The organism is Sphingomonas sanxanigenens DSM 19645 = NX02, assembly GCF_000512205.2.
Classification (GTDB): domain Bacteria; phylum Pseudomonadota; class Alphaproteobacteria; order Sphingomonadales; family Sphingomonadaceae; genus Sphingomonas_D; species Sphingomonas_D sanxanigenens.
On the sequence record NZ_CP006644.1, the window covers coordinates 3496549 to 3510334 of the forward strand.

Consider the following 13786-nt stretch of genomic DNA (forward strand, 5'->3'; position numbering starts at 1 on the left):
CCGCGTGCCCGTGCGCCGGATGCTCTTCGGGGCGATCGCCGCACCAGCGGCGATCTTCGCGCCCAAATGCCTGGCGCAGACCGAGATCCGCATCGAAGCGGACGCCAATGTGCTCTATTCGGACAATCCTTTCCTGAGCTCGGACAAGAACACCGATGCCGGCGCCGCCGAGATCGTCGCGCGGCCTGAGATCGAGGTGCCGCTGGGGCCGGGCACGACCATCGAAGTCGGCGGCCGGGCCGGATTTCGGCAGTATACGCGACGCTATGGGAACTTCGTGACCGGGCGTGCCGATGCGACCTTCCGGCATCGCGACAGCGAATATCTCACGCTGATGAGCAACGTCGCCTATTCGCGCGAGCTCGCCGCGGACGTGCTGACCGACAGCATCGACGCGGCGGTCGACACGCGGCGAATGCGCCAGGCCTATGGCGCGCGCACCTCGGTGGAATGGAATCCCAACGCGCGCTGGCAGTTCCTGGCCGACGCGGGCTGGCAGAAGACCAGCTATCCGGGATCGACGCTGCTTCAATCGACGAACGCCTATGATGTCGGCGTCACCGCCAGCCGCCGGGTGAGCGAATTGATGACCGTCGGCCTGCGCGGCGAATTCACCTCCAGCCGCATCGCCAATGGCGGCACGACCGAGGCGAAGTCGATCGGCGTCACGGTGGCACGCCGGCTGAACGCCAACTGGCGCGCCGACGCCACCGCGGGCATCGAATGGGCGAGTCTCGGCGGCCTTCCCGGCATACCCAACAACAACGGCAACGACCGGTCCCGCTTCAGCGGCTCGGTGAACCTCTGCTACGATCCGCGCCGCATGACCTTGTGCCTGACGGGCGCGATCCGCAGCGAGGTCAGCGGGCTCGGCGGCCTCCAGCGCGAAACGGCGGTGGGCGCGACATTGGCGGTGCCGACCAGCACGCGCGGCCGGGTGACCGCCAGCGCCGACTATCGCCGCGCGCAATTGCCGGGCTTCGGCGAAACCGACGTGCTGCGCGGCTCCGCCGCCTACGAACATCGCATGACTGAAACCATCTCCGTTCGCGCCGGTGCGGATTACCTCCAGCGCACGCGCGCGGACGGCAACCGGGTGGGCGCCGTGGTGGTGCAGATCGGCGTGACTTACCGGGGACGAGACAGATGACCGCTCAACAGACCGCCGATGGCCTGGGGATTTATCCACGCGAGATCCTCGCGATCCTTTTTCGCCGCCGTTACTGGCTGCTGCTGCCGGTACTGGTCGGCCTCATCGGTGCGGTCGGCGCCATCGTCATGCAGCGCCCGATGTACAAATCGCAGGCGACGTTGCTGATCGATTCGGCGCAGATCGTGCTCGGGCCGGGCACCACCCCGCTCAGCAGCATCGCCAACGAACGCATCGCCAAGATCCGCCAGCAGGTCGTCAGTCGCGACAGCCTGAGCGCGCTCATCCGCGAGAACGGGCTCTACCCCAAGGAGCGCGCGGCGATGGAGTTCGAGAATGTGCTGGCGATCGCGCGCAGTGCGATCGGCGTCGACCTCGTCGGCGCGAACCAGAACAACAACAACGGCAGCACGATCGCCTTCACCCTTTCCTTCACCTACCAGGACGCCGGAAAGGCGCGCGCGGTGACCGAGCGGCTGACCAAGCAGTTCCTGGTCGAAGACAAGCGCTTCCGCACCCAGCAGGCCGAAGGCACCGCGACCTTCCTCGGCCGCCGCGCGGAGGAACTCCGCCGCCAGCTCAGCGAGCTGGAAGAGAAGCGCCGCGGCGTCGAGGCCCGTTATGCCGGCGCGCTGCCGAGCCATATCGCGCTCAGCGCCCAGTCCGGCGCCGCGCTGCGCGCCGAGGTTTCGCGCATCGACGCCGAATCGCAGGGCATCGCGCAGCAGAACGGCATTCTCGTAACGACGATACGGTCCGCGCAGCAGGCGCCGCCCCCGGGCCAGGAAGCCGTGCGCCGCGCGGAGGAGAAGCTCAACCAGCTCGAGGCGGTCTATTCCGACGATTATCCCGGCGTGGTCGCCGCGCGCGCCGCGCTGGCACGCGAACAGGCGGCTGCCCGCCGGGCGCAGCCCGACGGTCGCGCCGACGTGATCGAGGCGGAGATCGCATCCGGCCGCGCGCGCATCGACATGCTCGCCGCGCGGCGCAGCGAGCTGGTCGCCGCCATCGCCGACCTCGACCATCGTTCTGCGCAGGCACCGCAGGCCGCCTACGAGCTGAACATGATCGAGCGCGAATATGACAACATCAAGCGCCAATATGAGGCGCTCCGCGAGAAGCAGCTCGATGCGCAGGTCGCCGCCAACCTCCAGTCGGAGGACAAGGGCGAGCGCTTCTCGGTGGTGGACGAGCCCAGCATGCCGCACGAGTCGCTGGGCACGAAGCCGATGATCCTGCTGCTGATGGGCGTGTTCGGCGGGGGCGGTGCCGGCGTGGCGCTGGCACTCGGTTTCGAACTGCTGCGCGGCACCATCCATGGCGAGGAGACGCTGACCAAGCTCCTCAAGGCACCGCCCCTGGGCGTCGTGCCGGTCACCCGGCAGCCGAGCGTGCTGCCCTGGTTCTTCGGGCGCAACAAGACCGGACGGGCAACAGCGCCCGCCGGCATGATGGGAGGAAAACGCTATGCAGGCTGAGATCGACACCGCACCGGTCGTCCGGCTCAACCGGGCAAACGAGGACGTACCCGTGATGCCGGATTACAGCCCCGACCGGGACCTGCTGGCCGCCAACCTCGTCGTCGGCTTCGAACCGATGAACGAGCGCGTCCATCCCTTCTTCAACATGCGCTCGCAATTGCTGCGCGCGGTCCACTCGTCGGGAAAGCGCGTGTTCGGCGTCACCTCGGTGCAGCCCGGCAACGGCAAGACGCACATCTCGATCAACCTCGCCGCCGCGCTCAGCCGGATCTACCCGACGATCCTGATCGAGCTCGATCTGCGCCGCCCCTCGGTCGGCAACCGGCTGGGGCTGCCGCAGCTGCAGCCGGGCATGGACGATTATCTGATGGGCACCGTGCCGTGGCGCGAGACCTGCCTGCGCATCCACGGCTTCGACCTCACCGTTTCGCGCGTGCGCGATCCGCGCGACAATGCCGAGGAGTTGCTGGCATCGCCGCGCCTACCCGACCTGATCGCGTCGCTGCGTGGCATCGAGGGCAGCCCGGTGATCATCGTCGATACGCCGCCGGCGCTGGTGAACGACGATCTCATGCTGATCTCGCGCGTGATCGACGGCGTGGTGATGGTGGTCCAGGAGGCGCGCACGCCCAAGCGGGCGCTGCTCGATGCGATCAACTCGCTCAACCCCACGCCGATCGTCGGCTCGGTGCTGAACATGTCGATCTCCAGCCCGCAGCAGCACCACGACTATGGCTATTATTACATGCCGCCCGAGCGCAGCGGCGCCCGCTGACCTTCACCCCGGAACAGCGCTGGCCGGCATCGACCCGGCCACGCGGATTGGACGACGATGACCGACATTGATCCCCGCTCCTGCTCCGCCGTGAAGCACGGTTCGATCCTTGCGCCTTCGATCGAGGGGGAGAAACGATGAAGCCGCCCTCCGAACGATCCATCTGGCTCAGGAATCTACCGGCGCGCACCATGCTCAAGCTGCTCAACCAACCCCGTGTCCGCACCACGCTCGGCGATCGCTATGAGCGTGCGCTGGAACAGCATCGCAGCATCCTGCCGCGCCTCAGCGGCATCGATGCGGAGATCGTCGCCGCGCTCGACCGCGACGGCGTGTTCGTCACCACGGTCGACGCGCTCGGCCTGTCGGACAGCGGCACGATCGTGGGCACCGCGGCGATGCTCGCCGAACAGTTCGCCCCCGAGGCGCGCGCGCGCGCGGCGGGCGGCGAGGCGTTCACCATCGTCCCGCCCGAGCGGATCGTGAACAACCCCGCGATCTATTTCTGGGGGCTGCACGACCGGCTGCTCGACATCGCCGAATCCTATATCGGCCTGCCACCCGCCTATGACGGCGTGGCGATCAACTATACCGTCGCCGACGGGCGCGAGATCTCCACGCGCAAGTGGCACCGCGACTGGGAAGACCGGCGGATGCTGAAGGTGGCGGTCTATGTCCACGACGTCGACGAGGGCGGCGGCCCGTTCCAGATGATCCGCCGGCACGACACGCTGCAGAACGACAGCGACGGGTTCGACTATAGCCTGGCCGACGATACCGAACTCGAGCGCCGGCTCGGTGCCGGTTTCACCCGTGATATCGTAAGCTGCACGGGCAAGGCCGGCACGGTGATCTTCACCGACACCGCGCGCTTCTTCCACCGCGGCAAGCCGGCGATCGAGCGCGACCGTGCCGCCATCTTCTACAGCTATTTTGCCAGCCGGCCGCGCCATCCCTTCCTGTGCGAACGCACGGGCATGACACGCGGCGACATCGCCCGGCTGGCCCATGCCCTGCCCCACCGCCAGCGCGACGCCGCGCTATGGCGGCGGCGGCTGTCGACCGCGCTGCGGATCATCCCGCCGGCGACGCTGTAGGGGCGGGACCCGCGGCGCGGCTCGGGGGGCCGCGCCGCGGGTGTTCGTATTCGGGTGCGGAGCCTGTGAAAATTCGCTCGCCTACTCGGCGCGCACGGAAGAAGAACACCGCTCCCCGTTCGTCCCGAGCGAAGTCGAGCATCTGTCTTCCAGGTCAAGCGGGTTTGGGCGCCCACACGCGATTTTTGGTGATGAGGGTGTTGGCAAGCGCGACGAGTTTTCGTGCGACGGCGATGAGGGCGAGCTTTGGAGCTTTTCCGCGCGCGAGAAGGCCATCGTAGAAGCGCTTCAAGTCGGGGTTGCGGCGGCTGGCGACGAGCGCGGCCATGTAGAGGGTGGATCTGAGCTCGGCGCGTCCGCCGCGTATGGATCGCTTGCCGCGCATGCCGCCGCTGTCGCGGGCGAAGGGCGCGAGGCCGACGAGGGCTGCGGCCTGCTTGTTGGTAATGCGGCCGAGTTCGTGGAGGTATGAGAGGAAGGCCTGGGTGCTGATGGGGCCGATGGCGGGGATGGATCGCAGGATTTTGGCTTTGCGCGTCATCTCGGCATCAGCCTTGATCAGTTCCTCGATCTTCACCTCGATGCGATCGATATGCGTGGCGATCGAGCTCAGCCTTCTTTTATGTTCGCTCTTGAGGAAGCTGCCCTGCGTGACGCTGAGCCTGTTGCGCAGCGCGGTCTGTTCGGCGAGCGCCGCGGTGCGGGCGCTGACGAGTTCCTGAAGCTCCTCCTGCCGCCGGCTCACCGGCTCGGATGCCGAGAGGCCGAAGCGATCGGCCATCAATGCCAGCATGGCGGCATCGATCGCATCGGTCTTGGCGAGTTTGCCGGCAGCCTCGGCGAACAGCCTGGCCCTCAGCGGATTGACGAGCGCCACCGGCAGTCCGGCATCATGCAGATGGCGTTGGACGTCCCGATGATAGCGCGACGTCGGCTCCATCAGCACCAGCTTCACCGCGAACCGGCCGAGCACCTCGACCAGGCGGTCATGCCCGGCACTGTCGTTGCTCACCCGCAGCTGCTCGCCCACCGGGTGAATGTGGATGTCCAAATTGGCCTTGCTCACATCGACGCCGACATGGACCTCCGGCAGCGACTTGTCCTCGACCTTTCCTTGCATACGGGACTTGCTCCCCTTCATCTGTTCAGGCCAGACTTGAAGGGACGGACGGACCGATCTCGACTACGGCTCGAACCAAGGGACACTCGGTCCCGTCCGTCCGACCGCCGGGGGTGGCCACCCCCGGCGGTCGCCCTTCTGGACTACCAGATCGGGCTGACCGCAAGATGCAAGGGATGGTTCGAGCGCAGCCGAGAACCGAGACCCGCTCGGAGCGTGTCCCCATGCCGTCTCGGCTTCGCTCGACGGCTCCCCTCGACTTCGCTCGGGGCGAACGGTTTAGAAGAGCGACGCTCTATCGGCAGCGCCACATCCCCTCAGACGAAGGGCCGGAACAGCTCCGCGAGATGCTCGGCATTCTGATCGGGGTCATGCATCTCGCGGACGCGGGCGCGGCCGATCTCGCCCATCGTGCGGAGTTGCTCCGGGGTGGCGTCCAGCGCCGCGCCCAGCGCGTCGGCCAGCGCCTCGATCGAGCCCGACGGGATCAGCCAGCCATTCTGCGCGTCGACCAGCTCGGGCACGCCCGCGATCGCGGTGGCGATCACCGGCCGGCCGACCGCCAGCGCCTCCATCAGCACCACCGGCAACCCCTCCGCGAAGCTCGGCAGAACGAAGGCGCGTGCGTTGAGCACCTCGCGCCGCACATCCTCCGATCCGCGCCAGCCGAGCAGGCGCACGCGCTGCTGCAACCCCAGGCGCACGATCTGCGCCTCGATATCCTTGCGGCCCTCGCCATCGCCGATCACGTCGATGGTGAACTCCCGCCGCTGTGCCAGCCGTGCTGCGGCCTCGATCAGCAGCGGCAGCCCTTTCTGCGCGCTCAGCCGGGCGACGCAGACCAGCCGCGATCCGGCAAAGGCAGCGCCGTCATCCACCTCGGTGCTCAGGAAATGCGGCGCGACCGCGCAGCGCACGACCTCGATCCGCTCCCAATGCCGGGGATGCGACCAGCGCATCAATTGCCCGCGGCCGAAGCTCGACACGCCGGCGACGAACGCCGCGTCGGCGATCTTGCCCGGCAGATCGAGCGAGACGGGCGAGTCGAACTCGTCGGGGCCGTGCGCGGTGAAGCTGTAGGTGATCGGCGTCATCCGCGCCGCCAGCCGCGCGACCGCCACCGGATTGGTGCCGAAATGGGCATGGACGTGGCGCACGCGGTTGCGCTCCAGCTGATCGGCGAGCAGAGCCGCCTCGGCGAAATAGGCGAAGGCGCGCACCATGCCCCGGCCACCGTCGATGCGCAGCGCATCCCGCAACGCAGCGACGGTGGGCCCCGGCCGGGCGAGGAAGCGCGCCAGCACCGCGCGTGCGAGCTGGCGGCCATTGCCTTCCAGCAGCACGGCGGTGCGCCGTTCCTCCGCGCGATCCTCGGCATCGCTGAACCGGTCGGGCGACTTGCGGATCGTGAAGCGATCGACGGTCAGCCCCTGCCGCTCCAGCGCGGCGATCTCGGTTCGGATGAAGCTGTGGCTGACCTTGGGATAGACGTTGACCAGATAGGCCACCCGATCGGTCTGCCGGCCGAATCCGCGGGCGATGTTCGGCCCCGTACCGCGGCTGTCGGGGGCGTCCGAAAGCGGTTCGCCCCCCGTGCCGACATAGCTGAAGACTTTTGGCTTCATCTTTCCCCCGCCTCTCGCCGCCGATTATGGCCGAGCGCGCGCGATCGAGGCATTCCCACTTTTCCCAAGCCAAACTTCCTTGCCAACTTACCGGTCTACATCAGCCGGATGCGCCCCGCGCTTCGCACATGCGATGGTGCAGCATGTTTGGAGGGGGCGAATGAACCTTGTTCTTGTCGTGCTGCTGGTGTGGCTGCTGCCATCGCTGATGTTCGTCGTCGCAGCATTGGGCGCGCTGCCGTGCAAGCGCGCCGCCCGGTCGCTGTCGCGACTGGTCCGGCGGCGGACGAATGGTCTCGCGCATGCCGCCGGGCGCTGATCATGCCGATGCCCTTCCGGTCGCCGGGCGCGACGCACGGTTTCGTGCGTGGCCGCCCAAACAATGGGTGCCGCCGTTGATCAGTTTCCAGCCAGGAATGGACAGGCTGCGCCGGCTCCTGGGCCGGCCGGTGCAGGACGTTACCGCCAGGGCGGTCGACCATTGGACGGTCGCGCGCGGCAGCCGCGTGGAGATCAAGCCGGCCAAGGTGCTCCCCGGCCAGCTCGATCGCATCCGCGGCACGGAATTCGGATCGATCGACGAGGTGATCCGCGACTTTTCGGGCGGGTTCGATTCGATCCAGGGCGCGACGACGGCCTACCGGCTCGAAAACGTCACGCTGATGGATGGCGTGCTCTATTCGGCGGACGCGACGCGGCATCTGCGCAAGCGCAACAGCCGACTGCCGTTCCGTCGCAAGCCCAAGGACGAGATTCGCGCGACCATGTATGAAAGCTGGACCGGCAATCGCTGGTTCGGCAACTGGCTGGCCGAGGATACGCTGACCTATCGGCTGGCCGAATCCGAAGGCATGCCCTTCACCACCAACCGTACCATCGGCCACATGAGCGCCTATGAGCAACGGCTGGACATGACGCCGACGCGCATGCTGGAGGTGCGCTTCGCGGACCTGATCCTGTTCGAGGATTTCGCCCACAACGAGCACAAGCGCCAGCGTGCGATCGATTTCCGCCGTCGCATGGTCGGCCAGCATGTCCGCCGCCATCCCGGCGTGTTCCTGCTGCGCGGCAGTGCCGGCGATCGCCGCGTGCTGCTCAACGAACGCGAGATCGCGGAGACGCTCGCCGCCAAGCGCGGGTTCCAGGTTCTCGATCCGGTGCGCGCGGATGTCGACGAGATCGTTCGCGTCTGCGGCGGTGCCGATGTGGTGGCGGGCACCGAGGGCAGCCACCTCGTCCACGGGCTGATGCTGATGCCGCCGGATGCGCGCGCGCTGGTGATCCAGCCGCCGGCACGCGCGGTCTCGGTGCTCAAGATGTTCACGGACCGTCAGGGTCAGGATTTTTCGCTGGTCGTCGGAGAGGGAAGCAATGAAGCCTTCAGCGCAGATGTCGGAGAGATCGAGCATACCCTCGATCTCGCCTGAGGCGCCGCAAGCGCGCGCGGGCATCGGCGCGGCATGGGCGACCATGCGCGACGATTACCGGCGCCACGGCTCCTCGATCACCAACGGCGCGTTCGTGTCGCTGTGCGTCTACCGGTTCGGCCATTGGGGCATCCGGCGGCGCAACCCGCTGGCGCGCGCGCTGGCGCGCAAGGCCTATGGCTTTGCCAACCTGTTCGTCGCCAACGTCACCAAGATCTGGATCCCGCCGAAGGTGACGATCGGCAAGGACTTCCACATCGTGAACAACGAAGGATCGCTCTCGATCCATCCGGACACGGTGATCGGCGACCGGCTGGGCGTGATGCACAACGTCACCATCGGCACCAACATGCGCGATGGCGCGCCGGTGATCGGCGACGATGTGTTCATCGGCGTCAATTCGACGGTGCTCGGCAAGATCCGCATCGGCGATCGCGTGAAGATCGCGGCCAACACCGCGGTCACCTCCAACGTGCCGTCCGACTCGATCGTCGTCGGCTCACCCGCCAAGATCTATCCGCGACTGGGGCCCCTCAGATGAACCCGCTTGCCACCACGCTTCACGAACTGTTCGCCGACAATCTGCAGCACCGCGCGGACAAGATCTTCCTGATCGATGCCGATCGCGAGGCGCGCTATGCCGAGGTGGCGACCGAGGTCGACCGCGTCGCCGCGCATCTTTCCGCCATCGGCATCCTGCCCGGCGACCGCGTGGTCGTGCAGGTGCGCAAGGGCGTGCGCGAGGTCGCGGCGATGCTGGGCGTCGCGAAGATCGGCGCGGTGGTCGTCAACGTCAACACGGTGTGGACGATCGACCAGATCCAGTTCGTCACCGAGGACAGCGGCGCCCGCGCGCTGATCGTGGAGCCGGCGATGGCGCGCGCGCTGACCGCCGCGGCGATCGGCAGCGCCACCCCGCTGCCGCCGCTGCTCGTCACCGGCAATGGCGGCGGCGTGGCGGGGGCGCAGGCCTGGGATGCGCTTTCCCACCCCCTTAACACCCCCTCAACACACCGCCTGGACACCGATCTGGCCGCGATCATCTATACATCGGGGTCGACGGGCAAACCCAAGGGGGTGATGCTGAGCCATCGCAACATCCTGGCCGGCGCGCGCTCCGTCGCCCGCTATCTGAAGCTGGGCGAGAACGACCGGCTGCTGAGCGTGCTGCCCTACAGCTTCGACTATGGCTTCAACCAGCTCACCACGATGATGCTGGTCGGCGGCACCGTCGTCCACCAGCCGGTGACGCTCGCCACCGAAGTCGCGCGCGCGCTGCAGAAGCACCGCATCACCGGTTTCGCGGCGGTGCCGCCGCTGTGGATCCAGCTCGCGCGGCTGCTCGAAGCCTCGCCGATGGATTTTCCCGATCTGCGCTTCGTGACCAATTCGGGCGGCAAGATCCCGCAGAGCGTGCTCGAGCGCATGCCGGACCTGTTCCCCGGTACCGACATCGTGCTGATGTACGGCCTGACCGAGGCGTTCCGCTCGACATATCTGGAGCCGCATCGCTTCCACGCCAAGATGGGTTCGATCGGTCGCGCCATTCCGGGGTCGGAGATCTATGTGATCAAGGCCGGGATCGGCATCGCCGGCCCGGGCGAGCAGGGCGAGCTGGTCCATCGCGGCCCGCTGGTCAGCCTCGGCTACTGGAACCGCCCCGAGGCGACCGCCGAGAAGATCCGCCCCTGCCCCGAACTCGCCGCGCTGATCGGCGACGAGCCCGTGGTCTACAGCGGCGACGTCGTGCGCGTCGACGCGGATGGCGACCTCTGGTTCGTCAGCCGCAACGATGCGCTGATCAAGGCGAGCGGCTTCCGCATCAGCCCGGAAGAGGTGGAAGATCTCGTCCACCGCAGCGCGCTTGCCGCCGACGTCGTCGCGTTCGGCGTGGCCGACGATGTGCTGGGCCAATGCGTCCACATCGCCGTCACCTTGCTGCCGGGGGCCACCAGCGAGGCGCTGATGGCGCACTGCCGGCAGGTGATGCCCGCCTATATGATTCCCCGCCAGATCCACGTCTGGGGCGACGCGATGCCGCGCACCGCGAGCGGCAAGCTCGCCCGGCCCGACGTCGTCCGCCGCTGCGCCGCCGCGCCGGCGGCCATCCAACTCTGATCATTTCTCCAAGGAGCAATCCCGTGGCACTCACCGAAGCCCTGCTGATCCAGAACATCCGCGAATTTTCCGGGTTCGATGGCGAACCGACGATCGACACGCCGCTCTTCTCGTCGGGCGCGCTCGATTCGGTGGCGATGCTCGACCTGATCGCGTTCATCGAGAAGGCGACCGGCATCGAGATCCGCGCGGACGAGGTGACGCTCGACAATTTCGACACCGCCGAGCGCATCCTGCGCTTCGCGGGGGAGCGCGTGGCGTGATCTCCGCCTGGACGGACCAGTGGCTGCGCGTCGCGGCGGATCGCTTCGGCACGCCCGCGTTCGTCTATTTCACGGACCTGATCGCCGAGCGCATCGACCAGATCGACGCCGCGTTCGGCGGCCGCTTCGCGCTGAGCTTCGCGGTCAAGAGCAACCCCAACCCGGCGCTGCTCGCGTGGCTGCGCGGCCGCATCGACCATCTCGACATCTCGTCGATCGGCGAGATGCGGCTTGCGATGCAGGCCGGGTGGGACGCCGCACGGATGAGCTTCACCGGCCCCGGCAAGCGCGCGTTCGAGATCGAGGAAGCGGTGCGCGCGGGCATCGGCAACCTCGTGGTCGAATCGCTGCGCGAGGCGCGGCTGGCGGATGCGGTCGCGCGCGGCGAGGGCCGTGTGCAGCCGATCGTGGTGCGCATCGCCCCGGCGAGCGTGCCCAAGGGTTTCGGCGACCAGATGGCGGGACGCCCGAGCGCGTTCGGCATCGACATCGAGGATGCCGAACCGGCGCTCGCCGAGATGCTCGCCCTGCCCGGCCTGCGGCTGACCGGCCTGCACATCTATTCGGGCACACAATGCCTGAAGCCCGAGCCGATCGTCGAGAATTACCGCGGCTTCCTGACGATCTTCCGCGACCTGTGCGGCCGCTTCGACCTCACCCCCGAGACCCTGATCTTCGGATCGGGGCTCGGCGTGCCCTATCATGACCAGGACGTGCCGCTCGACCTCGGCGCGGTCGCCGCCGGCATCATTCCCGAACTCGACGCCTTCCGCGGCGAGACTCGCTTCGGCGACGCGGTGCCGATGCTGGAGCTGGGCCGCTATCTGGTCGCCGAGGCCGGCTATTTCCTGACCCGCGTCATTTCGATCAAGGAATCGCGCGGCAGCCGCATCGCGATCTGCGACGGCGGCATGAACAACCACCTGCCCGCCTCCGGCCACTTCGGCATGGTGATCCGCCGCAACTATTCGATGCACAAGCTGGGCGGCGGCGAGCCCGTGGGCAAGGTCGACATCGTCGGCCCGCTCTGCACCTCGATCGACCGGCTCGCCTCCGGCATCGAACTGCCCGAGATCGCGGAGGGCGACATCATCGCCGTCCACAACAGCGGCGCCTATGGCCTCACCGCCAGCCCGATCCACTTCATCAGCCACGCGCCGCCGGTGGAATTGCTGGTTTCCGGCAACGCGATCAGCGACATTTCCCGTGACCTCAACGCCCTGCCGCCGCCGGCCGATGCGGCGGATGCGGCGCGGCGGCGGGCCTGATCGCACCCGACCGGCACATGGGGAGGCCCGCCATGCTCGACCCCCTGACCGCACGCGCGCCCGCGGACGGCGCCGGCGGCACACGCGGACGACCGCTCAGCAAGGCGCACCGCCGCGTGCAGATCTATCTGCTGCTCGCGGCGATCGACCTGCTCGCGCTGCTGATCGGCTATGCCGTCGCCGCCGACGTCCGGCTGCAGCCGCACAAGGCGGTGCAGCTCGCCGCGGTGCTGGTCGTGCTGGCGCCCATGTATCTCGCGATCAGCTTCCAGCTCGGCGGCTACAGCATCCGCGCGCTCGATCGCTGGACGCGCGGCGTGCGCTCTGCCCTGACCGCGCTCGCGCTCGCCGCGCTGGCGATCGTCGCGATCGCCTTCGCGTGGAAGGTGGGTGCCGACTATTCGCGGCTGTTCTTCGCCATGGGCACCGGCATCGCCGCCGTGCTGATCGTCGCGGGCCGCTACATGGTCGGCCGCTATGGGCGCCGCGTGCTGCCGCACGGGCCGCTGGAAGTGATCGTGCTCAGCGACCGGCCGGGCGCGGCCGACGACCGGCGCCACCGCCGCGTCGACCTGCGCGCGTTCGAGGTTGCCGCCGATCTCAACTGCCCCGACTCGCTCGACCGGCTGGGCCGCGCGATCGGCAGTGCCGACCGCGTGGTCATCGATTGCGCGCCCGCCGGGCGGCAACGCTGGGTGACCGCGCTCAAGGGGTCGGGCATCGACATCGAGATCCTCGTGCCCGAGTTCGAGGCGCTGGGCGTGCTCGACATCGGCGAGCAGGACGGGCGGATGACCGCCTGCGTCGCGCGCGGCCAGCTTTCGCTGCGCGCACGGGCGCTGAAGCGTGCGTTCGACGTGGCGGCGGTGCTGTGGCTGGCGCCGCTGCTGATCGCGGCGCTGCTCATCGTCTCGCTGCTGATCAAGCTCGACGATGGCGGCCCGATCTTCTTCGTCCAGCGCCGCATCGGCCGCGGCAACCGCTTCTTCGACGTCTACAAGTTCCGCACGATGCGCGTCGCGACGCTGGACGCCGCCGGCACGCAATCGGCGACCCGCGACGACGCCCGCGTCACCCGCATCGGCGCCTTCCTGCGGCGCACCAGCATCGATGAACTGCCGCAACTGCTCAACGTGCTGATGGGCAGCATGAGCATCGTCGGCCCGCGCCCGCACGCGCTGGGATCGACCGCGGAGGATGCGCTGTTCTGGGCGGTCGACCCGCGTTACTGGCTGCGCCACGCGACCAAGCCCGGCCTCACCGGCCTCGCCCAGGTCCGCGGCTTCCGCGGCGCCACCGACAGCCGCGCCGCGCTGATCGGCCGCATCCAGGCCGACCTCGAATATCTCACCGGCTGGACGCTCTGGCGCGACATGCGGATCCTGCTGGCGACGGTGAAGGTGGTGGCGCACCCGAACGCGTATTGAAGATGACGTGCTCGCCCGATTTTTACCAGTCAGGG

General features: G+C 68.2%; 13 protein-coding genes. 11 read left to right on the top strand and 2 right to left on the bottom strand.

Annotation, left to right across the window (positions count from 1 at the left end):
* Positions 1–4: 4 nt before the first annotated feature.
* From NX02_RS16000 to NX02_RS16015, 4 genes are all read left to right on the top strand, one after another.
* Positions 5–1150, top strand: coding sequence for a hypothetical protein (locus NX02_RS16000; protein WP_162232686.1), 1146 nt, complete (start codon positions 5–7; stop codon positions 1148–1150).
* Positions 1147–2628: a GumC family protein gene (locus NX02_RS16005; RefSeq protein WP_025293211.1), complete on the top strand. Its 1482-nt coding sequence runs from the start codon at positions 1147–1149 to the stop codon at positions 2626–2628. Before NX02_RS16000 ends, NX02_RS16005 begins: the two co-directional genes overlap by 4 nt.
* A complete protein-coding gene (locus NX02_RS16010) occupies positions 2618–3406 on the top strand; it encodes a CpsD/CapB family tyrosine-protein kinase (RefSeq protein WP_025293212.1) in 789 nt (262 codons plus the stop codon). The genes NX02_RS16005 and NX02_RS16010 overlap by 11 nt, the downstream gene beginning before the upstream one ends.
* Positions 3407–3543: 137 nt before the next feature.
* Positions 3544–4503, top strand: coding sequence for a phytanoyl-CoA dioxygenase family protein (locus NX02_RS16015; protein ID WP_025293213.1), 960 nt, complete (start codon positions 3544–3546; stop codon positions 4501–4503).
* Positions 4504–4657: 154 nt separating this feature from the next.
* Here the strand turns inward: NX02_RS16015 and NX02_RS16020 are convergent, their stop codons facing one another.
* Positions 4658–5623, bottom strand: coding sequence for an IS110 family RNA-guided transposase (locus NX02_RS16020; RefSeq protein WP_025290252.1), 966 nt, complete (start codon positions 5621–5623; stop codon positions 4658–4660).
* A gap of 317 nt (positions 5624–5940) precedes the next feature.
* Positions 5941–7248, bottom strand: a complete 1308-nt coding sequence (locus NX02_RS16025; protein ID WP_025293214.1) for a glycosyltransferase — start codon at positions 7246–7248, stop codon at positions 5941–5943.
* A 160-nt stretch (positions 7249–7408) separates the two neighbouring features.
* Between NX02_RS16025 and NX02_RS32500 the strand changes: the two genes are divergently transcribed.
* The 7 genes from NX02_RS32500 to NX02_RS16055 are packed head-to-tail and all read left to right on the top strand — an operon-like array spanning position 7409 to position 13751.
* Positions 7409–7567, top strand: coding sequence for a hypothetical protein (locus tag NX02_RS32500; protein ID WP_158014041.1), 159 nt, complete (start codon positions 7409–7411; stop codon positions 7565–7567).
* The gene (locus tag NX02_RS16030; protein ID WP_084717839.1) at positions 7551–8675 is read left to right on the top strand and encodes a glycosyltransferase family 61 protein; all 1125 of its coding nucleotides are present in this window, start codon (positions 7551–7553) and stop codon (positions 8673–8675) included. The genes NX02_RS32500 and NX02_RS16030 overlap by 17 nt, the downstream gene beginning before the upstream one ends.
* Before the next feature lie 43 nt (positions 8676–8718).
* A complete protein-coding gene (locus NX02_RS16035; RefSeq protein ID WP_039996631.1) occupies positions 8719–9216 on the top strand; it encodes a serine O-acetyltransferase in 498 nt (165 codons plus the stop codon).
* Entirely contained in the window at positions 9213–10793 is a 1581-nt protein-coding gene (locus NX02_RS16040) for an AMP-binding protein (protein WP_025293217.1), read from the top strand. The genes NX02_RS16035 and NX02_RS16040 overlap by 4 nt, the downstream gene beginning before the upstream one ends.
* 23 nt (positions 10794–10816) lie before the next feature.
* Entirely contained in the window at positions 10817–11056 is a 240-nt protein-coding gene (locus NX02_RS16045; protein WP_025293218.1) for an acyl carrier protein, read from the top strand.
* Complete coding sequence (locus NX02_RS16050; protein ID WP_025293219.1) at positions 11053–12324, top strand: type III PLP-dependent enzyme; 1272 nt, start codon at positions 11053–11055, stop codon at positions 12322–12324. The genes NX02_RS16045 and NX02_RS16050 overlap by 4 nt, the downstream gene beginning before the upstream one ends.
* 32 nt (positions 12325–12356) lie before the next feature.
* Positions 12357–13751 (top strand): exopolysaccharide biosynthesis polyprenyl glycosylphosphotransferase, encoded by a 1395-nt coding sequence (locus tag NX02_RS16055; protein WP_047099800.1) that lies wholly within the window; start codon positions 12357–12359, stop codon positions 13749–13751.
* Positions 13752–13786 lie beyond the last annotated feature (35 nt).

Excerpts from the sequence above, each read along its gene's own strand:
- NX02_RS16005 (WP_025293211.1), top strand. The coding sequence starts at position 1,147 with ATGACCGCTCAACAGACCGCCGATGGCCTGGGGATTTATCCACGCGAG.
- NX02_RS16015 (WP_025293213.1), top strand. The coding sequence starts at position 3,544 with ATGAAGCCGCCCTCCGAACGATCCATCTGGCTCAGGAATCTACCGGCG.
- NX02_RS16020 (WP_025290252.1), bottom strand. The coding sequence starts at position 5,623 with ATGCAAGGAAAGGTCGAGGACAAGTCGCTGCCGGAGGTCCATGTCGGC.
- NX02_RS16010 (WP_025293212.1), top strand. The coding sequence starts at position 2,618 with ATGCAGGCTGAGATCGACACCGCACCGGTCGTCCGGCTCAACCGGGCA.
- NX02_RS16040 (WP_025293217.1), top strand. The coding sequence starts at position 9,213 with ATGAACCCGCTTGCCACCACGCTTCACGAACTGTTCGCCGACAATCTG.
- NX02_RS16055 (WP_047099800.1), top strand. The coding sequence starts at position 12,357 with ATGCTCGACCCCCTGACCGCACGCGCGCCCGCGGACGGCGCCGGCGGC.
- NX02_RS16030 (WP_084717839.1), top strand. The coding sequence starts at position 7,551 with ATGCCGCCGGGCGCTGATCATGCCGATGCCCTTCCGGTCGCCGGGCGC.
- NX02_RS32500 (WP_158014041.1), top strand. The coding sequence starts at position 7,409 with ATGAACCTTGTTCTTGTCGTGCTGCTGGTGTGGCTGCTGCCATCGCTG.
- NX02_RS16035 (WP_039996631.1), top strand. The coding sequence starts at position 8,719 with ATGCGCGACGATTACCGGCGCCACGGCTCCTCGATCACCAACGGCGCG.
- NX02_RS16025 (WP_025293214.1), bottom strand. The coding sequence starts at position 7,248 with ATGAAGCCAAAAGTCTTCAGCTATGTCGGCACGGGGGGCGAACCGCTT.